Source organism: Bradyrhizobium sp. HKCCYLS3013 (assembly GCF_051167615.1).
In the GTDB taxonomy this organism is placed as follows: domain Bacteria; phylum Pseudomonadota; class Alphaproteobacteria; order Rhizobiales; family Xanthobacteraceae; genus Bradyrhizobium.
Genome location: NZ_JBNPTK010000015.1, coordinates 158,388 through 179,190 on the forward strand (window position 1 = coordinate 158,388; position 20,803 = coordinate 179,190).

Annotated in this window: 18 protein-coding genes; 10 read left to right on the forward strand and 8 right to left on the reverse strand. The window is 66.7% G+C overall.

Features of this window, described 5'->3' with window-relative positions:
* Positions 1-238: 238 nt before the first annotated feature.
* Positions 239-2,632 (reverse strand): TonB-dependent receptor, encoded by a 2,394-nt coding sequence (locus ACQR1F_RS24830; protein ID WP_316236763.1) that lies wholly within the window; start codon positions 2,630-2,632, stop codon positions 239-241.
* A gap of 271 nt (positions 2,633-2,903) precedes the next feature.
* Positions 2,904-4,022: a ring-opening amidohydrolase gene (locus ACQR1F_RS24835; RefSeq protein WP_434914028.1), complete on the reverse strand. Its 1,119-nt coding sequence runs from the start codon at positions 4,020-4,022 to the stop codon at positions 2,904-2,906.
* A gap of 220 nt (positions 4,023-4,242) precedes the next feature.
* On the opposite strand from ACQR1F_RS24835, the gene ACQR1F_RS24840 reads away from it, so the two are divergent.
* From ACQR1F_RS24840 to ACQR1F_RS24855, 4 genes are all read left to right on the forward strand, one after another.
* Entirely contained in the window at positions 4,243-5,046 is an 804-nt protein-coding gene (locus ACQR1F_RS24840) for an MBL fold metallo-hydrolase (protein WP_434914029.1), read from the forward strand.
* Between the two features lie 217 nt (positions 5,047-5,263).
* Positions 5,264-6,868, forward strand: a complete 1,605-nt coding sequence (locus ACQR1F_RS24845) for a hypothetical protein (RefSeq protein ID WP_434914030.1) — start codon at positions 5,264-5,266, stop codon at positions 6,866-6,868.
* 120 nt (positions 6,869-6,988) lie between these two features.
* Positions 6,989-7,477 (forward strand): DUF427 domain-containing protein, encoded by a 489-nt coding sequence (locus ACQR1F_RS24850; protein WP_434914031.1) that lies wholly within the window; start codon positions 6,989-6,991, stop codon positions 7,475-7,477.
* Positions 7,478-7,630: 153 nt separating this feature from the next.
* Positions 7,631-8,113: a hypothetical protein gene (locus ACQR1F_RS24855; protein WP_316179681.1), complete on the forward strand. Its 483-nt coding sequence runs from the start codon at positions 7,631-7,633 to the stop codon at positions 8,111-8,113.
* Between the two features lie 700 nt (positions 8,114-8,813).
* Here the strand turns inward: ACQR1F_RS24855 and ACQR1F_RS24860 are convergent.
* The 5 genes from ACQR1F_RS24860 to ACQR1F_RS24880 all read right to left on the reverse strand — a co-directional run bounded on the left by ACQR1F_RS24860 (position 8,814) and on the right by ACQR1F_RS24880 (position 12,662).
* On the reverse strand, positions 8,814-9,224 hold the full coding sequence (locus ACQR1F_RS24860) for a hypothetical protein (RefSeq protein ID WP_316179679.1): 411 nt from the start codon (positions 9,222-9,224) through the stop codon (positions 8,814-8,816).
* Between the two features lie 126 nt (positions 9,225-9,350).
* On the reverse strand, positions 9,351-10,001 hold the full coding sequence (locus ACQR1F_RS24865; protein ID WP_434914032.1) for a hypothetical protein: 651 nt from the start codon (positions 9,999-10,001) through the stop codon (positions 9,351-9,353).
* A gap of 238 nt (positions 10,002-10,239) precedes the next feature.
* Positions 10,240-10,434 (reverse strand): DUF2783 domain-containing protein, encoded by a 195-nt coding sequence (locus ACQR1F_RS24870; protein ID WP_316179677.1) that lies wholly within the window; start codon positions 10,432-10,434, stop codon positions 10,240-10,242.
* Positions 10,431-12,068 carry an FAD-dependent oxidoreductase gene (locus ACQR1F_RS24875; RefSeq protein ID WP_316179676.1) on the reverse strand — a complete coding sequence of 546 codons (1,638 nt, stop codon included), beginning with the start codon at positions 12,066-12,068 and terminating at the stop codon, positions 10,431-10,433. The genes ACQR1F_RS24870 and ACQR1F_RS24875 overlap by 4 nt, the downstream gene beginning before the upstream one ends.
* A gap of 51 nt (positions 12,069-12,119) precedes the next feature.
* Positions 12,120-12,662, reverse strand: coding sequence for a VOC family protein (locus ACQR1F_RS24880; protein WP_315802694.1), 543 nt, complete (start codon positions 12,660-12,662; stop codon positions 12,120-12,122).
* A gap of 138 nt (positions 12,663-12,800) precedes the next feature.
* Here ACQR1F_RS24880 and ACQR1F_RS24885 point away from each other — a divergent pair, with 138 nt between their 5' ends.
* A complete protein-coding gene (locus tag ACQR1F_RS24885) occupies positions 12,801-13,319 on the forward strand; it encodes a MarR family winged helix-turn-helix transcriptional regulator (RefSeq protein ID WP_315802695.1) in 519 nt (172 codons plus the stop codon).
* Between the two features lie 68 nt (positions 13,320-13,387).
* Complete coding sequence (gene htpG / locus ACQR1F_RS24890) at positions 13,388-15,259, forward strand: molecular chaperone HtpG (RefSeq protein WP_316179673.1); 1,872 nt, start codon at positions 13,388-13,390, stop codon at positions 15,257-15,259.
* A 26-nt stretch (positions 15,260-15,285) separates the two neighbouring features.
* Here htpG and ACQR1F_RS24895 read toward each other — a convergent pair whose 3' ends face one another.
* A complete protein-coding gene (locus ACQR1F_RS24895; RefSeq protein WP_434914033.1) occupies positions 15,286-16,272 on the reverse strand; it encodes a Bug family tripartite tricarboxylate transporter substrate binding protein in 987 nt (328 codons plus the stop codon).
* Between the two features lie 176 nt (positions 16,273-16,448).
* On the opposite strand from ACQR1F_RS24895, the gene ACQR1F_RS24900 reads away from it, so the two are divergent.
* The 4 genes from ACQR1F_RS24900 to ACQR1F_RS24915 all read left to right on the forward strand — a co-directional run bounded on the left by ACQR1F_RS24900 (position 16,449) and on the right by ACQR1F_RS24915 (position 20,726).
* Positions 16,449-18,254 carry a long-chain-acyl-CoA synthetase gene (locus ACQR1F_RS24900; protein WP_315802698.1) on the forward strand — a complete coding sequence of 602 codons (1,806 nt, stop codon included), beginning with the start codon at positions 16,449-16,451 and terminating at the stop codon, positions 18,252-18,254.
* 127 nt (positions 18,255-18,381) lie between these two features.
* On the forward strand, positions 18,382-18,627 hold the full coding sequence (locus ACQR1F_RS24905) for an acyl carrier protein (RefSeq protein ID WP_315802699.1): 246 nt from the start codon (positions 18,382-18,384) through the stop codon (positions 18,625-18,627).
* Positions 18,614-20,002 carry a class I adenylate-forming enzyme family protein gene (locus ACQR1F_RS24910; RefSeq protein ID WP_434889567.1) on the forward strand — a complete coding sequence of 463 codons (1,389 nt, stop codon included), beginning with the start codon at positions 18,614-18,616 and terminating at the stop codon, positions 20,000-20,002. Before ACQR1F_RS24905 ends, ACQR1F_RS24910 begins: the two co-directional genes overlap by 14 nt.
* Complete coding sequence (locus tag ACQR1F_RS24915; protein ID WP_316179664.1) at positions 19,995-20,726, forward strand: SDR family NAD(P)-dependent oxidoreductase; 732 nt, start codon at positions 19,995-19,997, stop codon at positions 20,724-20,726. Before ACQR1F_RS24910 ends, ACQR1F_RS24915 begins: the two co-directional genes overlap by 8 nt.
* The last annotated feature ends 77 nt before the right edge of the window (positions 20,727-20,803 follow it).

Here is a 20,803-nt window from a genome sequence, read left to right on the forward strand (position 1 = left end):
AAAATGAGAGTTGTTCGCAAAGTGTCACGTCACGGCAACACTTGAAACCTCCTGGTTGAGCTGATCTCCATCATTCAATTGCTGATGGGAGAATTGGCCGGCCTGCACCCCGTCCCGCGAGGTAAATCGTGCGCTTGATGATCACTCCGGCGATCTGCGGTTCGAGCTGCTGCCCGCCGCATCGCGAGATGCGGCGGGAATCTGGCGAATCTGTTTCCCGACCGGGACGCGCGCGGCCTTAGAACTTCGCCGTCGTGATCAGGTAGAACGCACGGCCGGGAGCGACCTGGGTGAACGGCACGTTGCTGCGGTAGAAGGTGTCGTAATAGAGCTGGTTGGTGAGGTTCTGGGCATAGACCTTCATGCTCCAGTTCTTGTCGATCTGCTTCTCCACGAAGGCATCGAACCGCCAGTAGCTCGGCAGCTCGTTGCCGGTGTTGGCCGCGAACGTGCCGCCGAACACTTTCGAGCGGTAGACGGCCTGGCCGCCGATCTCCCAGCCGTCGTCGAACTTGTACTTGGTCAGCACGCTCAGCGACTGGTGCGCGATGTTGGCGAGCTGCAGTCCGGTATTGGACGCGACGCCGCTCTGCGTCACCTTGGACTGCATCAGCACCAGGCCGCCGAAGATGCTCCAGCGGTCGGTGAGCTTGCCTTCCGCCTCGATGTCGATGCCCTGGATGCGGTAGGCGGCGCCGGAGGTCAAAAGCCCGTTGACGGTCTCGCGGGCGTTCTCCTTCACCGTCTGGAACAGCGCGCCGGTCACCAGCAGATGGCGGTCGACCAGCTCCCATTTGGTGCCGATCTCGGCGCCCTTGTTGCGCTCCGGCCCGAGGATGATGGTGCTGTTCGGCGGAATGCCGCCGTAGTCGGTCGCGGTGCCGTCGAGCTCGGAGCCGAACGGATTGGCGGAGGTCGCATAGGCGGCATAGAGGCTGCCGATCGGCAGCGGCTTGTAGACGAGGCCGAGATTGTAGTTGATCAGGTCGGAATCGACGGTCGCCGAGGCGGTGTTGTTCGACGAGCGCATCGCATAGCCGTCATAGCGCAGGCCGCCGGTGAGGATGATGGTGTCGCGCCAGTTCGCGGTGTCGATCACATAGGCGCTCTTGCTGTCGACATCGTAGCGAGTCGGATTACCGGTCAGGAACGGCACGGTCGTGAACGGCAGGTTGGTGTAGGCGGGGCTGAACATGTTCTGGTTCTGCAGGCCCCCGCCGGTGGTGCCCTGGGAGCCGAACGCCTCCGAGGTCAGCCCGGCGTAGCGGTCGATCGAGATGTTCTCCTTGGAGAACTCCGTGCCGACCACGGTGGTGTGCTTGACCGGGCCGGTGTCGTATTTGAACGTGAGGTCGTTCTGGTTGGCCCAGTTGTCGACGGTCTGATAGCGGCTCTGCGCGCTGGCATTGAAGAACCATTTGGTCGGATCGGGGCTGGCCGTTCCCGCCACGCTCGCATTCGGCAGGGTGCCGATGTAGTTCAGCTCGGAATGCTCGCCGCGCAGCTTGCTCGTGAAGGTGACGCTGTCGCTGAGCTTGAGCTCGCCGGCCAGCGTGCCGAAATCCTGCCGCGCCGCCTGGAAGTCGCGGTTGAGGAAGCCGTACCAATTGTTGCGCGGGATGCCGGCCGAGGTCGCCGGAATGTTGCCCTGCTTGTAGAACGGCACGCCGAAGTCCGGATAGCCGGAGAGGTCGGTGTGGACGTAGTTGGTCGTGACCTTCAGCGAGTCCGTCGGCGTCCACTTGGTTGAGATGAAGCCGCCCCAGCGGTCGTCGGTGACGTGGTCGCGTCCCGCGACATTGGCGTCCTGGAACAGGCCGCCGGTGCGCACCGAGAAGGTCGGCGAGATCGTCTGGTTGACGTCCAGCGTCACGCGCTTGGTCTGGTCGGTGCCCAGCGTCGACTCCGCGTTGGTGAAGTTGCGGTCGCCGGCCTGCTTGGTGATGATGTTGATGGCGCCTCCCGCGGTGCCGCGGCCGGCATAGGCCGAGGCGGGACCGCGCAGGATCTCGACCTGCTCGGTGAAGAAGTTCTCGCGCACCGACACGGCGGGATCGCGGATGCCGTCGATGAAGATGTCGTTGCGGGCATCGAAGCCGCGGATGAAGAAGCGGTCGCCGAACGCGTTGCCGCCTTCGCCCGAGCCGAGCGTGACGCCCGCGGTCGAGCGGCCGACCTCCTTCAGCGTGGTGACGTGCTTGTCCTCCAGCACCTCCTTGCTCATCACGGTGATGGTCTTCGGCGTGTTCACCAGCTTCTCGGTGAACTTGCCGGAAGCGACGCGGTCGACCTTGTAGGGCGCGGCCGCGTCCGCGTAAGGGTTGGCGTCGGGCGGCGTCTGCGGTCCGGTCTGAGCCGGCGGCTGCTGCGGCTGGCGGGCCGCGCGGCGCAGCGCGCTGCGGGCGCGGACCTGGTCGGCCGACGGCCGCGACGGCGCCGGCTTGGCGCGCGCGGCCGGCGCTTCGACGGTGACGGAGGGCAGGGGCGCCTGCTGCGCCTCGGCGCCGGAGAACGAGGCGACGGCGATCAGCCCCGCGACCGCCGACACCTTGACCCCCGATACATCAGCGGAGGGATCGCCTCGAAGCGCGGTGCCCCCGCGCAAGCTTGCTGGAAAGACGGCTCGACCCATACTCAACCACCCCAATGGCTACTCAAGGACAAATCTTGTTCGTGGATTCGCCATCAGGATCACTCCTGTTGCGAACGCCTCTCAACAAGTCCTCGAAATTCGACCAAAACGGGTTGCGCTGGTGGCCCGCCTGGGATGATCGTACCTAATGCATGTGATAATCAGTCGCAGGTAAGGGTCTGTTGGTTATTCGTTACCGGTCGCGCCCAAACTCCCGCGAGGTCTCCGCAAACGGCGGGAGCGGCGCCTGCCGGATCTCGATACCGCCGATCTAGCCGCGCGCGACGATCACCGCGACCGGCCCGCCGCCGTCAGGGCCCTGGTGCTCAGCGCCGCCCGAGACGAACAGGTCGGTGAAGCCAAACAGCCCGGCCAGCGCGCCGCCGACGAAGGCGCGGGCATGGCGGGTCGAGGAGACGTCGCTGTCGTCGAGCATGGTATGCCGCTGGCCGCGCAGCCGGCCGCTCTGCGCCGCCTCCGCCTTGGCGAGCACCGCGGCGATGCGGCTGCGATCGGCCGCCGGCACCTGGCCCGTCACGTTCAGGCCGAGCCGGGCGAGCGCCTGCCGCGCCGGCTCGATGTCGATGGCATCGCCCATGACGGCATGATCGATCGCGAGCGGCCCGCTCCACTTGGCCGACATGCCGGCCACCATGATCTCGTGGTCGAGCAGCTCGACGCCGCCCGAGGTGGCCGCGCGCCCGCTGTAGCGCGAGACATCCGCGCAGATCGTCGCATCGGAGAGATCGCCGGCTGCGAGCTCGCCGAGCGCGACGGCGACCCCGAGCGCCGAGGCGCCGCGCGAAAAGCCCATCGACTTCAACGTATCGCGCACGGCGGTGCGCTGTCCCCGGGCCTCGACCGCCTCGATCCGCTCCATCGTCAGCAGCGGGCATTTCACCTGTACGTAGTGAACGTCGGCGGGATCGTCGATGCCGGCGTCGGCCATCGCCGCACGCACGCCGGCGGCCACGAGCTCGACCTGCTGCATGCGGCCGAGATGCTCGCCCGCCAGCACCGGCGTGCGCGCGCGCCCCAGCGCCAGCGATGTCGGGACATCGCGTGGCTCTGCGGCGTCCCCGCCGTCGCGTGCCTCGAACACGATCATGTGCGGCGACAGCGCGCCCTCGGTGCCGCCGGACATCACCATCGCGATCTGCCGCACGGCGTCGGCTGCGAGATATCGGCCGAGCAGCGCCTCCAGAGAGCGCACGGCGAAGGCGCGGGTGAAGTCATTGACGCAGCCATTGCCCTCGGTCTTGCCGAGAATGGCGACGATCCCCGCGGGATCGATCGCGCCTTGCGCGATTGCGGCCGCGAGCGCGCCGACATCGTCCGGGCTCCGCATCGGCAGGCGGTGAACGTAGGCGCGGCGCAGCGTGGTCGGCATGTCGAGAACTCCTGTCGTGCGGTCCGGCGACACTAGAGCATGATGCGTGTCCCCGGAAACGCATCATGCTCTCGTCTCCTTGCTTGAGCATGATCTTTTCGGAAAACCGGTTTCCACTTTTCCGGATCATGCTCTCGGCAATCACGAAGCCGCGCGCGACGGTGTTCCGGGATGGTCGGCGTGCTATCCTCCGCAATCCCATCTCGACGATCGGTGATCCATGCCTCTCTGGACCTGCTTTCAATGCGGCGCGCAGTTTCCCGATACGGCAGCGCCGCCCCGCCATTGCGTCGTCTGCGAGGACGAGCGGCAATATGTGAACTGGAAGGGACAGAGCTTCCTCAACCGCGACGACCTCGCCGAACGGCATCAGGTCGTTTGGCGCGACGATGACGGCCTCACCGGCCTTGCTCTGGAGCCGGGCTTCGCGATCGGTCAGCGCGCGCTGCTCGTTCCCGAGCCGGACGGCTGCGTGATGTGGGACTGCATTCCGCTGGCGACGGATGCGGCCATTGCCCATGTCCGCTCGCTGGGCGGGCTGAAGGCCATCGCCGTGTCGCATCCGCACTATTATGGAGCGGTCGCCGATTGGAGCGCGGCATTCGGCAACGCGCCGATCTATCTGCATGGTGACGACCGCGCCTTCGTCACCCGGCCGCATCCCGCGATCGTGCCGTGGACCGGCGACCGCCTCGCGCTCTCGGACGACATCGTGCTGCTGCGGACCGGCGGGCATTTCGCCGGCGCCACCATCCTGCACTGGCGCAACGGCGCCGACGGCAAGGGCGCGCTGTTGACCGGCGACATCGCGATGGTGGCGATGGATCGCCGCCATGTCAGCTTCATGTACTCCTACCCGAACTACATCCCGCTCGGCGCCGCCGCCGTGCGCCGCATCGCCGATGCGGTCGCGCCGCTCGCCTTCGATCGCATCTACGGCGCCTGGTGGCAGAAGAACGTCGCCGACGATGCCAAGGCGGCGTTCGATCGCTCGGTGCGGCGCTATCTCCAGGCGATCGCTTGAGCCGACGGTTTCGCGGAATCCCCGTAAAGTAACGGAGCATTAGGCACAACCAGAAGGTTGCCTCAGGACATCTTGCAGTCTTTGGTCGGATGGTATCGAAGTATCCCGGGCGGAATGGGGTACCTCAATGCATTTGCCATCGTGCTCGCCGGCGACTGGCGCCATCGCGCCGGCCAGCCTCCTCGTGCATTCAGACTTCCGATCAGTCCATCCTCCCGTGTCCGCCTCCAGCGCCGGCGAGCTGCCCTGGCGCTGGATCCTGCTGGCGCTGGTGCTCGCCATCGTGCTCGCGGTGCCGTTTCTGTTGGTCGATGTCCCGCCGGTGCTCGACTATCCGAACCACCTCGCGCGGCTGTTCGTGCTGGCGCATCCCGACGATCCCGTGCTGTCGCAGATGTACGCGCCGAACTGGCGCGTCCTGCCCAATCTCGGCATGGACGTGATCGGCGTCGCGCTGCTGCGCATCACCGACGTTCATGTCGGCGGCCGCATCCTGCTCGCGCTCAGCCTGTTCGCGCCGCTCCTCGGGGGCATCGCCTATCACCGCGCGGTGTTCGGCCGGCTGTCCTTATGGCCGCTGGCGGCCGGCATCGTCGCCTATGACGGCGTCTTCCTGCTCGGCTTCATGAATTTCCAGCTCTCGCTCGGTCTTGCCCTCGGCGGCGCCGCCGGCTGGGTGGCGCTGCGCCGTCGGGGCGGCTGGCTGCCGGCGATCGCCTGGGGGGCCATCACTGCGTCGGCTGCCTTCCTCTGCCACATCTTCGGCCTGCTGTTCTTCGCGGTCCTGATCGGCGCCGGAGAGGCCGATCGGCTGTGGCGGCTGCGCCGGTCGGCGGTCCTGACGCGGGAGCTGGCGGTCGCGGCCTGTGCGCTCGGACTCACGCTCAGCCCGGCCGTGCTGCTCTATGGGCTCTGTCCGCTGGGCGAGGGAGGGTTGCAACTCGGCGACTGGGACGGACCGCCGAAGCTGTGGCGCATCATGACGCCGTTCCTGACCACCAGCGCCGAGCTGACGATCATCACGACCGTCGTGGTGATGTCGGTGCTGGTTCTCGTCCGGCGCCAGCTCGTCATCGCGCCGGGCATTCCGCTGGCGCTGGCGGCGCTGTTCACGGCCTTCGTCGCGGCGCCCTGGACGGCGCTGGGAGGAACGCTGATCGACATGCGCTTTGCCGCGATGGGCGGCCTGCTGCTGTTCGCCGGCCTGCATCCGGTCGTGTCCGGCAGGAAGGCGGCGCTCGTCGGCATCGTCCTCGCAGGGCTGATGCTGGTTCGGACCGCGGATATCGCATCGGCCTGGATCGATCACCGGGTCGACCTCGCCGAACTGCGCGCGGCGATCGCGCATGTGCAGCCCGGCGCGCGCGTCATCGCCGCGCATGGCCACGAGCAGCCCGTTTCCAGCCGGCGCGAGCGCATCCTGCCCGGCTTCCGTTATGTCGATTCCCATATGGCGGCGCTGCTCGTGATCGAGCGGCGGGCGTTCTGGCCGCTGATGTTCGCCCATCCGAACCAGCAGCCCGTCACGGTGCGTCCCTCTTTCGCGCGTCTCGCGCAGCCGCTGGCCGAGCCCGCCGCGTGGCGCTGGCTGCAGCCGGACACGCCGCCCGCCGACGTGCTGCCGCTCGCGCGCTATCTGGCCGGCTGGCGCTCGAACTTCGATGCTGTCCTGCTGCTCGACCCGCCGGTCCCGGAGCAGCCCGTCGCCGGCCTCACGCCGCTCTATCTCGGCAGCTATGTCCAACTGTTCCGCATCGGGCAGGACAACGGCAAAACCGCGCAGGAGCCTGAGCCCGCTCCGCCGGCGGCCTCACCGTCGTGAAGCCGGAACGACAGCCGCCGCTCCCCATCAGTCTCCGGTGATCCTCTGCCTCCGTTGGGCCGTTGCCGTGCGCTGGCCGGTCGCTGCGCGCGGTTGGCACCGCCACAACGGAGAAGGGACATGCAGCGCATCGTGCCGGGACCAGGCCAGGAATCGGTGTGGGACTATCCGCGGCCGCCGCGGCTGGAGCGCTGCATGGCGCGGCTGCGCGTCGCATTCGCCGGCGTCACCATCGCCGACACGCAGGACGGCTATCGCGTGCTCGAGACCAGCCATCCGCCCGTCTACTATATCCCATCGCAGGATGTCGCGATGCAGTTGCTGCGGCGCGCGCCCGGCGGGTCGTTCTGCGAGTTCAAGGGCGTCGCCGGCTACTGGACGCTGGAGGTCGGCGGCCGCGTGTCCGAGCAGGCGGCCTGGAGCTACGAGCAGCCGACGGCGCCGTTCGCGCCGATCGCGGGCCATCTTGCGTTCTATGCCTCTCGGGTCGAGGCCTGCTTCGTCGGCGACGAGCGCGTTGCCGCGCAAGAGGGCGATTTCTACGGCGGCTGGATCACCTCCCGCGTCGTCGGACCGTTCAAGGGCGGGCCGGGTACGCGGCACTGGTAGAGACAGGCGCTCGTCCCGATGCGTGATCCGATGGCCTGTCTTGATCGTATGGATGACGGGTGACGGCAGCCCGCGCATGCAGCGTGGCTTGACCTGGCAGGGGCAGCGAGCCTTGCTGGACGAGATCTCATCTTCACGACGTCGGGGAATGCCATGCGACGGTTGATGAAGTTCCTGCACACGATGGGCGCGATCGGCATGATGGGCGCGATGGCCTGCCTCGTCGTGCTGCTCGGCCTGATCCCGCAGCCGTCGGTGTCGCTGTCGCATTACGCCGAGATGCGCGCCGCGATGGGCGCCATCGTGCGTTACGTGTTCTTCCCCTCGCTCGGCCTGACCCTGATCGCCGGCCTGCTCGCGATCGCGATCAACCGCGCGCTGCATAGCGCCGGCTGGGCGCTTGCCAAGCTCGCCTCCGGCATCCTCGTCTTCGAATGGGGTTTTGCCGCCGTGCAGGGTCCGATGCAGGAGGCGGCCGAGGAGGCCGCCCGCGCCGTCGCCGGCCAGATCGACCCGGCGACGCTTGCGCCCAACTTCGGCACCGAGCAGGGCGCCATCTGGGTCATGCTCGGCGTCGCCACCGTGAACGTGATCCTGGGCGTCTGGCGTCCGAAATTTACGAATCTGCCGGATTGATTGACCGTTCCGCGTTGCAGCGCGCCAGCGTTTTCCGCCGACACTACCGCTCTCTCCTCTCCCCTCCCCGCAAGGGGAAGGGGAGCGCACCGCCGCAGACCGATCGCTCTGCGGATTTCGCGAAATTCCTCTTGCTATTTTTCAGAAATCATGTTTATGTCCCCCCATCCCGCCTCGTGCAGAGGGACGTACGCGTCGTCACGAACGTGGAGGTGGGCTGCGATGGACGTGACGGCTGCGCCAGACGAGCGCAGTCGTGACGGACGGCGAAGTCGTGTGGTCCTGGCCTCTCGATGCTGAGGTCAAGTCCGCGTTCGATGCTGTGACGGCTCGGGCGGGCGATGGGGGCAAGAAAGCCGATCCCCAGGGAGAGCACGAAGGACACCGTTAAAACCGTTCGCGCGGGGGAGGCCGGTTGTCAGGCCCGACCTGTGGTGACTGCCGCCTGCTTTCTTGTTGCAGGCGGGCCATGGGCCGCGGTCAGCACCCGGCCTTCCCCGCGCCCTCTCGTCGAGAGGGCTGACGGCCGCATCACCCGGGCACCGATCGTGCCGCGGGATCGCGAGCACGCATGCAAGATCACATGTTCAGGATGACATCAGGGGGCGGGCGCGCAGCCTTCGACGACGCGCATTGTCTTCAGCCGGTCATGCCCGATGTCAGCGCCGCCTCGGCGCTGACGCCGGCCATGTCGACGTCTTCAGAGCTGCGTCGCCCGCAGCTCGATCGTGAGCGGCGTGGTCGTGCGCCGGGCGGCCGGGTCGGCCGGCATCTGCACCACGCGGGCGCGCTGGCCGGTGGCCAGGTCGGTGACCTTGACGATCCGGCCATTGGAGAATTCGAGCGCATCGTGATGTTCAGTCGGCTTGTTGGTGTCGACCTGGCGGAAGCGGGCGAGATGCGCCCCGACCTTGCGGCGGAAGAAGAAGCCCTTGAGGCGCACGTCGCCCTCGAAGGCGAGCTCGGTGCCTGGACGCAGGCACACCGCGGTCAACGGGTCGTCCTTGGTGCAGAAGCCGCGGGTCTCCGTGCCGGGAAATCGACAGGAGACCAGCACGTCGGCAGTCTTGGCGTCACGGGAAGCAACAGTATGGAGGCTGTAGTCACACATGGAAAGCTCCTGAAGGCCACCAGCACTAAGCCCGCAACGGCGCAGCAGGAGAGTCGTTCCACGGTGTTGAAGCCCGTCACTCCGACGACGCCCGCCGCGGGACGGTCCCGCGGCGGGAACTCGCGATCAGGTGAGATGCGCGGCTTCTTCGGCCTCGTCCTCGGCGGCGCCCCAATGCGAGGCGTCCTTGATGGTCGGATCGATCAACTCGCCACGCAGCAGCGCCAGCGGCGACTTCCAGTACAGCGCGATGTTGTGGAACGGGTCGGTCAGCACCTTGAAGGCCCAGATCAGGCCGGTCGGGACATCCTGCGTCGCAAACAGCTGGATGACGCGAAACAGACCGCCGCCGATGCCGACCGCGAGCCAGAGCAGGCCGACGTGGCGGACGAAGTCCATCCGGCCGGCCGGCTCGGCTAACAGGCCGAACAGCGTCGGAAACGCGAACAGCGCCACCGGCACCAGGCCCCACACCGTCAGCAGCACGATCTTGCGGGTCTGATTGTAGCCGACCTTGACCGCCTCCTTGTAGTCATTGCTGACGCCGTTGACGTGGTCATAGCCGTTCGGTTCGAAGAAGAAGTGCCCGGTCTGCCGCGTCAGCATCGCCAGCCAGCCGACCAGGCCGGCCATCGCCGGATCCTTGAACAGCAGCGCATAGCACACGAGGAAGATCACGGCGCTGACCAGGTGCAGCGTCTGATTGATCCGGCTCTGATGATAGTAGCGATAGTCGTCGAAGCGCTGCGTCTGCAGCGTCTTGTAGTAGCGCGACATGCGAATCCCCGTGCCGTTGTGGAACGAGGCGAAGACGTAGAGGGCCTCAGTGAAGGTGGCGTGACATTATGATGTTGTCACAGTGAAACCGGCCGGGAGCGGATCAGGAGCCGCAATGTGCCGGACTCTGTGCCGGAGCACGACTCGCAGGCAGGTTTCTCTGTCTGCCGCAGAATGCGGAGAAACGGCTTTGATCCGGATCAAAGCCGGCGGCCGATGTGACGTGTTGCGGCCTGCATCAGCCGGCGGGCGACCTTGCCAGCCGGATCGCCTCGCTCAGGATCGCGCGGTCACCGATATGGTTGGCGAGCAGCAGCACGAGCCTGGCGTTCATGCGCAGGGCCTCGTCCTCGCTGAGGTCGCGCTGGCCACCGATCAGCTCGGCATAGAAGTCGTCGGGATCGCGAATGTTCGGGGTGAGGGTGAGGCTCATGCTGCAAGCTCCTGCTGGACCGCGCCGCACTTGCCGCAGGCGCGCCGGACCGCATCCGTGATCGCGTCCCCGTCGAACTGCGGCCAGCGGGCGGTGACATATTGATCGGGGCGGAACAGATAGGTCGTGCCGGGCGAGGCGCCGTATCGTGCCGCGAGCAGGCCCTTGGGATCGGCGAGGTCGCGGCCGACGACGAGCACCCGCGCCGTGATGCCGTCGATGCTGAGCTGCTCGGCGGTGACGGCGTTGTCGAAGGTGACAACCGTGAAGCCCGAGCCGAGGCAGTTCAGGAACCAGCCGGGCTCGCCCGCGACCATCACCGGCGCGTCCGCGGCATTGGTCCCAGGCGTCATCGCGCCGGGGACGCCCCCGCCGTCGGGCGTGTTCAGGGACGATGTGGCATAGGGCGTCGGCGTCGACAGCCGGCCGCTGTTGACCAGCGGCCGCGCAAAAGCGTGATGCTGCGCGAGGTCGAGCACGGCGTCGCGGAAGGTGCGGCTCGCTTGTGTCTTCGGCGTGATGAAATCGGTCGCCCGTGTCGAGTTCAGGATGTTGTCGTCGGCGGCAAAGGCGCGTTCCTCGTGATAGCTGTCGATCAGGCTCTCCGGTGCCTCGCCGCGCAGCACCATTGCCAGCTTCCAGGCGAGGTTGTCGATGTCCTGCACGCCGGTGTTGGCGCCGCGGGCGCCGAACGGCGACACCTGGTGCGCTGCGTCGCCGGCGAACAGCACGCGTCCCCGGCGGAAATTGTCGATCCTTCGGCAGGCGAACTGATAGATCGACACCCATTCCAGCTCGAACTCGGCGGTCTCGCCGAGCATCGCCCGGATGCGCGGAATCACGCGCTCGGGCTTCTTCTCCTCGTCCGGATTGGCGTCCCAGCCGAGCTGGAAGTCGATGCGCCAGATGTTGTCCGATTGGCGATGCAGCAGCACCGACTGTCCCGGGTGGAACGGCGGGTCGAACCAGAACCAGCGCTCGGTGGGGAAGTCCGCCTTCATCCTGACGTCGGCGATCAGGAAGCGGTCCTGGAAGAACTGGCCGGTGAACTCGGCGCCGACCATCCGGCGGGTGTCGGAATTGGCGCCGTCGCAGGCGATCACCCATTGCGCCTCCATGGTGAAGATGCCGTCGGGCGTCTCCACCGCGAGCTGCGCGCAATCCTCGCTCTGCTTCAGGCTGACGAGGCGATGCTTCCAGCGCAGATCGACCAGCGGGCTCCTGCTGCAGGCGTCGACCAGGATCTCCTCCAGATAGTATTGCTGCAGGTTGATCATCGCCGGCCAGCGATGGTCGGGCTCGGGCAGCAGGTCGAACTGATAGGAGAGCTGGTCGCGGAAGAACACCTTGCCGATGTTCCAGCTCACGCCTTTCTCGACCATCGGCGCGGCACAGCCGAGCCGGTCCCAGATCTCCAGCGGGCGCTTGGCGTAGCACACCGCGCGCGAGCCGATGCTGACGGTGTCGTTGTCGTCGAGCACGACCACCGGCTGGCCGCGGGCGGCGACATCGAGCGCCGCGGTGAGGCCGATCGGCCCGGCGCCGATCACGACGATCGGATGGCGGCGGGTCTCGCCGCTGCGCTGCTCCGCCGAGCAGACATAGGGAAATCGCGGATAGACATAGTTGCTCATGGCTGCCTCGCCTGGCGCGTTGCGGTCGGGACTGTCGGAACGAGCAATCGCTCAGTCGCTGCCGGCGAATTCCTTCTCGTGCATCCAGGCGGTGTGCCGCGGCGGCTTCCTGGTCGTGGCCCATTCGTCGACCATGGCGTGGGCGACCGACTTCATCCGCGTGATCTGCTCCGGCGTCGCGGTCCAGGCCGCGATCTCCAGCCGGTGGCCGCTCGGATCATGGAAATAGATCGACTTGAAGATGGTGTGGTCGGTGATGCCGACGACGTCGAGACCGGCGGCCTCGGCGCGGGCCTTGGCTTCCTCGAGCTCCTCCATGTCCTTCACCTGGAAGGCGATGTGCTGGGTCCATTCCGGCGTGTTCGGATCGCGCCCCATCGGCGGCGAGTTCGGCAGCTCGAAGAAGGCGAGGATGTTGCCGTTCCCGGCATCGAGGAAGATGTGCATGTAGGGATCTGGCGCCTTGGTCGAGGGCACCTTGTCCTCGGCGATCGCGCCGAGCAGGTCCATGTTGAGGACCTTCTTATAGAACTCGACGGTGGCCTTGGCGTCGACGCAGCGATAGGCGACGTGATGAATCTTCTCGATCTGCACGATGGTCCTCCCATGATCATTGTTGGCAGGATAGTAACGAATGATACGATTGTGTGGCTTTGATCCAGATCAACCCGATGTGGATCTGATCGAGGTCGCCGGGACGAGCGCCTGGAACGGACGAAGGCAGGGGATGCGATGACGAAGGTGGCCAACGAGACCCGCGGCCGGACAAATGGAGAGGGGGCCGCCGAGCCCGAGCTTCGGCTGCAGCGCTATTTTCCCTACCGGCTTGCCCGGCTCGCCGAGCAGGTGTCGCTGGCGGTGGCGGAGGTCTATGCCGACCGCTTCGCGCTGTCGCGCCAGGAATGGCGGATCCTGGCGGCGCTCGGCGAGCAGCCGCGGCTGCCGACCAAGGAGATCGGCCGGCTGACGACTCTCGACAAGATGAATGTCAGCCGCGCCATGCAGAGCCTGGAGGCCCGCGGCATCGTCAGCCGGAGCCGCGATCCCGCGGACGGCCGCGAGCGGATCGTGGCGTTGACGGCTGCCGGCAGAGGGCTGTACCGCAGGATCGTGCCCCATGCGCTGGCGCGCGAGGCCGATCTGCTGAGCGTGCTTTCGGCCGCCGAGATCGCGACCCTCGACACGGTCATCGACAAGCTGCTCGCGGCCGCCGAACGATCGGTCGACGATCCCCCTGGCCGAAAGGCTTGATCGGTGCCGCCGCCGCGCTATATCGACGGTCTCTCTCCACCCCTGATAGCATGGGCCAACGTACGACGATGACCGACACCGCCACCGTTAGCCATTCCTTCCAGGCCGAAGTCTCCGAGCTGCTCCATCTGATGGTGCATTCGGTCTACTCCGAGACCGACATTTTCCTGCGCGAGCTGATTTCGAATGCCTCGGACGCCTGTGACAAGCTGCGTTACGAGGCGATCGCCAGGCCCGATCTGATCGGCGACGGCGAGGCGCCGCAGATCCGCATCATCCCGAACAAGGCCGCCGACACGCTGACCATTGCCGACAGCGGCATCGGCATGGAGCGCCAGGAGCTGATCGACCATCTCGGCACCATCGCCCGCTCCGGCACCAAGGCGTTCGTGCAGAAGCTGGCTGAGGCCAAGGACGGCACCGGCCTGATCGGCCAGTTCGGCGTCGGCTTCTATTCGGCCTTCATGGTCGCCGACCGCATCCAGGTGATCAGCCGCCGCGCCGGCGGCGGCGAGGTCTGGACCTGGACCTCGTCGGGCGGGGCGGGCTTCGAGGTGGCGCCCGCGTCCGAGGAGGATGCCAAGCGGGTTGCGCGCGGCACCGAGATCGTGCTGCACCTCAAGGACGACGCGAAGAAATATCTCGAAACCTATGAGATCGAGCGCATCGTCACCGCCTATTCCGACAACATCCAGTTCCCGATCATGCTAGTGCCGGAGGAGGGCGAGCCGCGCCAGATCAACTCCGCCAGCGCGCTATGGCAGCGCTCCAAATCCGAGCTGACGCCGGAGGACTACAGCAAGGCCTACAAGTCGATCGCGCATGCGTTCGACGAGCCGGCGATGACGCTGCACTACCGCGCCGAGGGCCGCTATTCCTATGCCGTGCTGCTGTTCGCGCCCTCGACCAAGCCGTTCGACCTGTTCGAGCCGGCGCGCAAGGGCAAGGTCAAACTCTATGTCCGCCGCGTCTTCATCACCGACGACGCCGACCTGATGCCGGCGTACCTGCGCTTCATCCGCGGCGTGATCGACAGTGAGGATCTGCCGCTCAATCTGTCGCGCGAGATGCTGCAGAACAATCCGCAGCTGGCGCAGATCCGCAAAGCGGTGACGACGCGGGTGATCAGCGAGCTGGAGCAGCTGGCCGAGAAGGACGCCGAGAACTTCGACAAGATCTGGGACTCCTTCGGCGCCGTCATCAAGGAGGGACTCTACGAGGACTTCGAGCGCCGTGACAAGCTGCTGGCGCTGGCGCGCTTCACCACGACGACCGGCGAGAAGCGCTCGCTGAAGCAATATGTCGAGGGCCTCAAGGAGAACCAGACCGAGATCTACTTCCTGGTCGGTGACAGCATCGAGCGGCTGAAGTCCAATCCGCGGCTCGAGGCGGCCAAGGCACGTGGCGTCGAGGTGCTGCTCTTGACCGATCCGGTCGATGCGTTCTGGACCTCGGCGCGGCTCGAATATGACGGCAAGCCGCTGAAGTCGCTGAGCCAGGGCGACATCAACTTCGATCCGATCCCGGTGACGGAGCCGAAGGCCGAGGACGAGGCGCAGCCGGCGGCCGACGAGGCCAACACGATCGCGTTGATCAAGGCGAGCCTCGGCGATCACGTCACCGACGTGAAGGTCTCGACCCGGCTCACCACCAGCGCGTCGTGCCTGGTGGCCGGCAGCCATGGTCCCGATCGCGAGCTGGAGCGCATCCTCTCGCAGCAGGCGCGCGGGGCGCGCACCAAGCCGATCCTCGAGATCAATCTGCGCCATCCGCTGGTCGTGGCGGTCGCCAAGGCCGCCGCCGACAAGGCCAAGGTCGACGATCTGTCGTTCCTGCTGCTCGAGCAGGCGCAGATCCTCGACGGCGAACTGCCGGAGGATCCGGCCGCCTTCGCGGCCCGTCTCAACCGGCTGGTGCTGCAGGGCGTCGCGGGGGCCTGAGGCAGGCGGGTCGCCGGGCGCGGAGGTCAGTTCTTCGCGCTCACCTGCGGCACCAGCTTGCGCCAGTGCATGATCTCGGCGCGGTAGGTCGCGCTGTAGACGCCGACGTCGCCGATGAGCGGCGTGGCGCCGACCTCGGCGAACTGCCTGCTGATGTCGGGATCGGCCAGCGCGGCGTTGATCTCGCGGTTGAGCAGCTCGACGATGGCTTTCGGCGTGCCGTGCGGCACGGCGACGCCATAGAAGCCGGAGGTTTCGAACGCCGGCAGCACGTCGGCGACCGGCGGCAGATCGGGGAAGGCGGCGGCGTGCTCGCGCGTCGTGACGGCCAGCGCCCGGACCTTGCCGCTGCGCAAAAGGTCGACGGCGGAAGCGGCGTTGTCGAACATCGCGTGGATGTGGCCGGAGGCGAGGTCGGTCAGGGCCGGACCCGAGCCACGATAGTGCACAGTCGACCACGTGAGGCCGCCGAGTGTCCGGAACAGCTCGGCCGACAGCAGCTGGACGGTGCCGGGACCGGCGGAGCCGACGCTGAGCTTGCCCGGGTTGGCCTTGGCATAGGCCAGGAATTCGGGCAGCGTCTTGACCGGCAGCTGCCGGCTGACCAGCAGCAGCAGCGGCATGCGCGCCATGCCGGCGACCGGCGTGAGGTCTTCGTCGGTGTTCGGCGAGCCGTCGACCGAGGCGGTGATGACGTTCGCGGTCGAGGTCGCGAGGATCGTGTAGCCGTCCGGCGCGGCGCTCGCGACGCTCTTGGTGGCAGTGGCGCCGCCCGCACCCGGCCGGTGATCGAGCACGAAGGGCTGGCCCAGGCGGCGGGTCAGCCGGTCGCAGATCAGGAGCGACAGCCGGCCGGTGGCTCCACCCGGGGCAAACGGAATGACCCAGGTGACGGGCTGAGCCGGATAGGGCGCATCAACTCCGGCGAACGCCGTGGTCGAAGTCATGGCTGCAACACTGCTCCAGGCGGCGCAGCGCAGCAATGCGCGTCGTGTCATCGTGTCCTTGGGCATGCCGGCCTTCGCGTTGGCATGTTCTGGGAGCGGTACGCTAACCGGCATTTCCGAGAACTTCGTAAAGGATCGCATTCGCATCAACAGCCACGCACTCTCGGCCGGTTAACCCTCCCGATTAACGGCTGGTGAGGCCACACCGCCTATAAGCACGCCGAATTGGGGCGAGGGCGTTCATGAACTCCGGGCAGTCGGATCGATCTGTGGAACTCAGCACGGCCTCTCGGAAGCCGTCGGCGGCGAAGATCTGGCTGAAGGCGATCGATCTGACCTCGCGCATCGAGGCAGAGCCGGCGCGGCTGTTCGCCGACGTGGTGGACGACTGGGCTGCGAAGCAGCCCGAACGGCCGGCGCTGGTCTCCGATCGCGAGACGCTGAGCTATTCCGCCCTGTCTGCGCGCATCAACCGATACGCCCGCTGGGCGCTGGCCAACGGCATCGGGCCGGGCCACACGGTCGCCTTGATGATGCCGAGCCGGCCCGACTACTTGGCCGCCTGGCTCGGGATCAGCCGCGTCGGCGGTGTTGTTGCGCTCATCAACGCCAATCTCATCGGACCGTCGCTCGCGCATTGCATCAATGTGGCCCGGCCAATCCATGTGATCGTCTCCAAGGACTTCCACGAAGCTTATACGGAGGTTGCGCCGTTGATCGCGGGCGGGCCGCGTGTCTGGTTTGCCGACGGCGGCGATCTCGACGTCGCGATCGCCGCGATGGATACGCACGCGCTCGACCCAACCGAGCGCCGCGCTGTGACGATCAACGACCGCGCGCTGCTGATCTACACCTCCGGCACGACGGGCCTGCCCAAGGCCGCCAGCATCAGCCATCGCCGCATCATGAACTGGGGCGGATGGTTTGCCGGCCTCACCGGCGCAGGTCCCGACGATCGCCTCTATGACTGTCTGCCGGTCTATCATTCCGTCGGCGGCATCGTCGCGCCCTGCAGCATGCTGCGCGCCGGGGGAGCCGCGGTGCTCGCCGAGAAATTCTCGGCGCGCAATTTCTGGCGCGACATCGTCCGTCACGATTGCACGCTGCTGCAATATATCGGCGAGCTCTGCCGCTATCTGCTGGCCGCCGCGCCGTCCGATTTCGACCGCGCGCATCGGCTGCGGCTCGCCTGCGGCAACGGCATGCGCGGTGACGTCTGGGAGGCGTTCCAGGCGCGTTTCCGCATTCCTCAGGTGCTGGAATTCTATGCCGCGACCGAAGGCAACTTCTCGCTCTACAATGTCGAGGGCAGGGTGGGATCGATCGGGCGCGTGCCGTCGCTGCTCGCGCATCGCTTTCCCGCCGAAATCATCAAGCTGGATGCCGACCAGCGCGCACCCCTGCGCGGAGCCGACGGACGGTGCCTCGTCTGCACGCGCGGCGAGATCGGCGAGGCCATCGGCCGCATCGGTACGGCGGACAAGGGAGGCGGTCGCTTCGAAGGCTATACCGATACGGGCGAGACGGAGAAGAAGATCCTGCGCGACGTCTTCGAGAAGGGCGATGCCTGGTTCCGCACCGGTGACCTGATGCGCCAGGACGATCAGGGCTTCTTCTATTTCGTCGATCGTCTCGGCGACACCTTCCGCTGGAAGGGCGAGAACGTCGCGACCAGCGAGGTGAACGAGGCGATCCTGCAATGTCCCGGCGTGTTGGAAGCATCGACCTATGGTGTTGTCGTGCCGGGGACCGATGGGCGCGCCGGGATGGCCGCGCTCGTCGTCGGCGATAGCTTCGATCTCGATCGTCTCTCCGTCGAACTTGCCCGAAGGTTGCCGTCCTACGCGCGGCCGGTGGCGCTCCGCATCACGTCGTCGCTGCGGTCGACTGAAACATTCAAGCAGAAGAAGCAGGAGCTGATGCGCGACGGCTTCGATCCGTCGGTCGTGCACGAGCCGCTCTACGTGCGAGACGCCGGGACAGGTGCATATTACCCGCTCGATCGCGATCTGCATGCGCGGATCCTCGCCGGCGAGGTTCGTTTGTAGGTGATTTTAATCATAGGCCATGATGGGCATTTACCAACGGTCCCGAAACATCGCGGGCCAGTCCGGGTTCCTTCACCTTCTGGCCCTATGGTCGGTTTCATCGTTTGAACAGTGCGCGGATTGGCCCATGTCGGTACGGTTAAGAATCATTGCAGCGATCAAGCAGATTGCGGAAGAACAGAAGGTCAAGCTGCCGCCGCTGACCGACGAGCTGACGTTGCATGAGACCGGCTTCGACTCGCTCGCTTTCGCCATCCTGGTCGCCCGTCTCGAGGACGATCTCGGCGTCGATCCGTTCACCCTGTCCGAGGATGTGACGTTCCCCAACACGATAGGCGACTTCATCGGGGCCTATGAGAATGTCCCCGCGTGAGATCTTCGCCCTTCGCGACCATCTCGGGACCGCGCTGACCGAACGGACGATCTCCGATCCGCGTCACGTCATATCGCTCGCCGAGCTCTCGCGCGGGAGCTGCCTCGGCAGCCGCACCGAAGAGCTCAACGGACGTTCGGTGCTGCTGGCGACCTCCGGCCAGCTCCTCGCCGGCCTTGCGCTGATCGAGATCGATGGCGTCGCACGACGTCTCCTGTTGTGTCCGCCGGATCTCAAGGGCGAGCATCTCGCCAGCATCATTGCCGATGCGGACATCGACGCCATCGTGACCGATGAGGTCCAGCGTTTCGACGCCTGCGGTGTCGATCTCGTGATCGAGGTCGCCCTGCCGCAGCCTTCTGCCGCGGTCGTGCAAACGGTGCGCGCCACCGAATGGCTGATGCTGACATCGGGTACATCGGGCGTGCCAAAGATTGTCGGGCATACGCTGGACGGTCTGTGCGGCGCGATCATCGGCGACCGTCCGGTACCTGGCGAAGCCATGCCGGTGTGGGCGACGTTCTACGACATCCGCCGCTATGGCGGCCTGCAGATCTTCCTGCGCGCCATCGTCGGCGGCGGCTCCATGGTATTGTCGGATCCGGGCGAGGGACTATCGGACCACGTCGCGCGTCTCAACGCACGCGGCGTTACGCACATGTCCGGAACGCCGTCGCATTGGCGCAAGCTGCTGATGAGTGGGGCAGTGGAAGGCTTCGCGCCGCGCTATGTGCGTCTCTCCGGCGAGATCGCCGACCAGGCCGTGCTCGATGGATTGAAGCTGGCATTCCCCCACGCTTCGATCGGTCATGCCTACGCCTCGACCGAGGCCGGCGTCGGCTTCGCCGTCAATGATGGGCTGGAGGGCTTTCCTGCGACGCTGCTCGGCGAAGGCCGCGGTGCCGTCGACATGAAGGTCGCCGACGGCTCGCTGCGCATTCGCTCCAAGCGCGCCGCGCACGCCTATGTCGGACGCGCTGCGGCCGCCCTGACCGATACGGATGGTTATGTCGATACCGGTGACATGGTCGAGCTGCGCGGCGATCGCTACTACTTCGTCGGGCGCCGCAACGGCATCATCAATGTCGGCGGGCTCAAGGTCCATCCGGAAGAAATCGAGGCCGTGATCAATGGCCATCCCGAGGTGCGGATGTCGCGCGCCAAGTCGCGGCGCAGCCCGATCACCGGCGGCATCGTCGTCGCCGAGGTCGTGCTGACGGCGGATGCCGATCCGGCGCGGACCGAGGCGGTCCGCAATGAGATCCTCGCCGCGTGCCGCGCGCGCCTCGCGCCCCACAAGGTGCCGGCGATGATCCGTGTCGTGCCGGCGCTCGACGTCACACCGGCCGGCAAGCTGGCGCGCGCCGATGCGTAACGTTCTCGTCACCGGCGGCAGCCGCGGCATCGGGCTCGCCATCGCGCGCAGGCTCGCTGGCGCTGGCTATGACGTCGTCACGGTGGCCCGCCGGGAAAGCGAGGAACTGCGCGCTGCGATCGCCGAGTTCAGCGCCAGCAGCGCCGGGATTCATTTCCGCGCCTGTGATCTCAGCGTCGTCGACGAACTTCCGGCCTTCGTGAAGTCGGTCCGCGACGAGTACGGTCCGCTCTACGGTCTCGTCAACAATGCCGGTCTCGGCACCGAAGGGCTGCTGGCGACCATGCACAATTCGGAGATCGAGGCACTGGTGCGGCTGAACGTGCTGGCACCGATGATCCTGACGAAATATGTCGTTCGCCACATGATGGCCGCGGGCGAGGGGCGGGTGATCAACATCTCCTCGATCATCGCCTCCACCGGCTACAACGGCCTGTCCGTCTACGGCGCGACCAAGGCGGCGGCCAACGGCTTCACGCGCTCGCTGGCGCGCGAGGTCGGCAAGGTCGGCATCACCGTGAACGCGATCGCACCGGGCTTCATCGCCACCGAGCTGACGCAGAGCATGGACGAGGAGCAGCAGCGGCGCATCGCCGGCCGCAGCGCGTTGCGGCGGCTGCCGGAAACGGATGACGTGGCGGCGATGGTTGAATTCCTGCTCGGCGATGGCGGGCGCAATGTCACCGGCACCGTGCTGACGGTCGATGCAGGCAATACCGCCTGAGCCATTTGCGGCGATCGGTCGCTCTCGCCGTTGATTTCGCTCAAGGGTCCGACGGGCGGCAGCAGCGATAGTGCCGG

Excerpts from the sequence above, each read along its gene's own strand:
- ACQR1F_RS24830 (WP_316236763.1), bottom strand. The coding sequence starts at position 2,632 with ATGGGTCGAGCCGTCTTTCCAGCAAGCTTGCGCGGGGGCACCGCGCTT.
- ACQR1F_RS24835 (WP_434914028.1), bottom strand. The coding sequence starts at position 4,022 with ATGCCGACCACGCTGCGCCGCGCCTACGTTCACCGCCTGCCGATGCGG.
- ACQR1F_RS24840 (WP_434914029.1), top strand. The coding sequence starts at position 4,243 with ATGCCTCTCTGGACCTGCTTTCAATGCGGCGCGCAGTTTCCCGATACG.
- ACQR1F_RS24850 (WP_434914031.1), top strand. The coding sequence starts at position 6,989 with ATGCAGCGCATCGTGCCGGGACCAGGCCAGGAATCGGTGTGGGACTAT.
- ACQR1F_RS24855 (WP_316179681.1), top strand. The coding sequence starts at position 7,631 with ATGCGACGGTTGATGAAGTTCCTGCACACGATGGGCGCGATCGGCATG.
- ACQR1F_RS24860 (WP_316179679.1), bottom strand. The coding sequence starts at position 9,224 with ATGTGTGACTACAGCCTCCATACTGTTGCTTCCCGTGACGCCAAGACT.
- ACQR1F_RS24865 (WP_434914032.1), bottom strand. The coding sequence starts at position 10,001 with ATGTCGCGCTACTACAAGACGCTGCAGACGCAGCGCTTCGACGACTAT.
- ACQR1F_RS24870 (WP_316179677.1), bottom strand. The coding sequence starts at position 10,434 with ATGAGCCTCACCCTCACCCCGAACATTCGCGATCCCGACGACTTCTAT.
- ACQR1F_RS24875 (WP_316179676.1), bottom strand. The coding sequence starts at position 12,068 with ATGAGCAACTATGTCTATCCGCGATTTCCCTATGTCTGCTCGGCGGAG.
- ACQR1F_RS24885 (WP_315802695.1), top strand. The coding sequence starts at position 12,801 with ATGACGAAGGTGGCCAACGAGACCCGCGGCCGGACAAATGGAGAGGGG.
- htpG (WP_316179673.1), top strand. The coding sequence starts at position 13,388 with ATGACCGACACCGCCACCGTTAGCCATTCCTTCCAGGCCGAAGTCTCC.
- ACQR1F_RS24895 (WP_434914033.1), bottom strand. The coding sequence starts at position 16,272 with ATGCCCAAGGACACGATGACACGACGCGCATTGCTGCGCTGCGCCGCC.
- ACQR1F_RS24900 (WP_315802698.1), top strand. The coding sequence starts at position 16,449 with ATGAACTCCGGGCAGTCGGATCGATCTGTGGAACTCAGCACGGCCTCT.
- ACQR1F_RS24905 (WP_315802699.1), top strand. The coding sequence starts at position 18,382 with ATGTCGGTACGGTTAAGAATCATTGCAGCGATCAAGCAGATTGCGGAA.
- ACQR1F_RS24910 (WP_434889567.1), top strand. The coding sequence starts at position 18,614 with ATGTCCCCGCGTGAGATCTTCGCCCTTCGCGACCATCTCGGGACCGCG.
- ACQR1F_RS24915 (WP_316179664.1), top strand. The coding sequence starts at position 19,995 with ATGCGTAACGTTCTCGTCACCGGCGGCAGCCGCGGCATCGGGCTCGCC.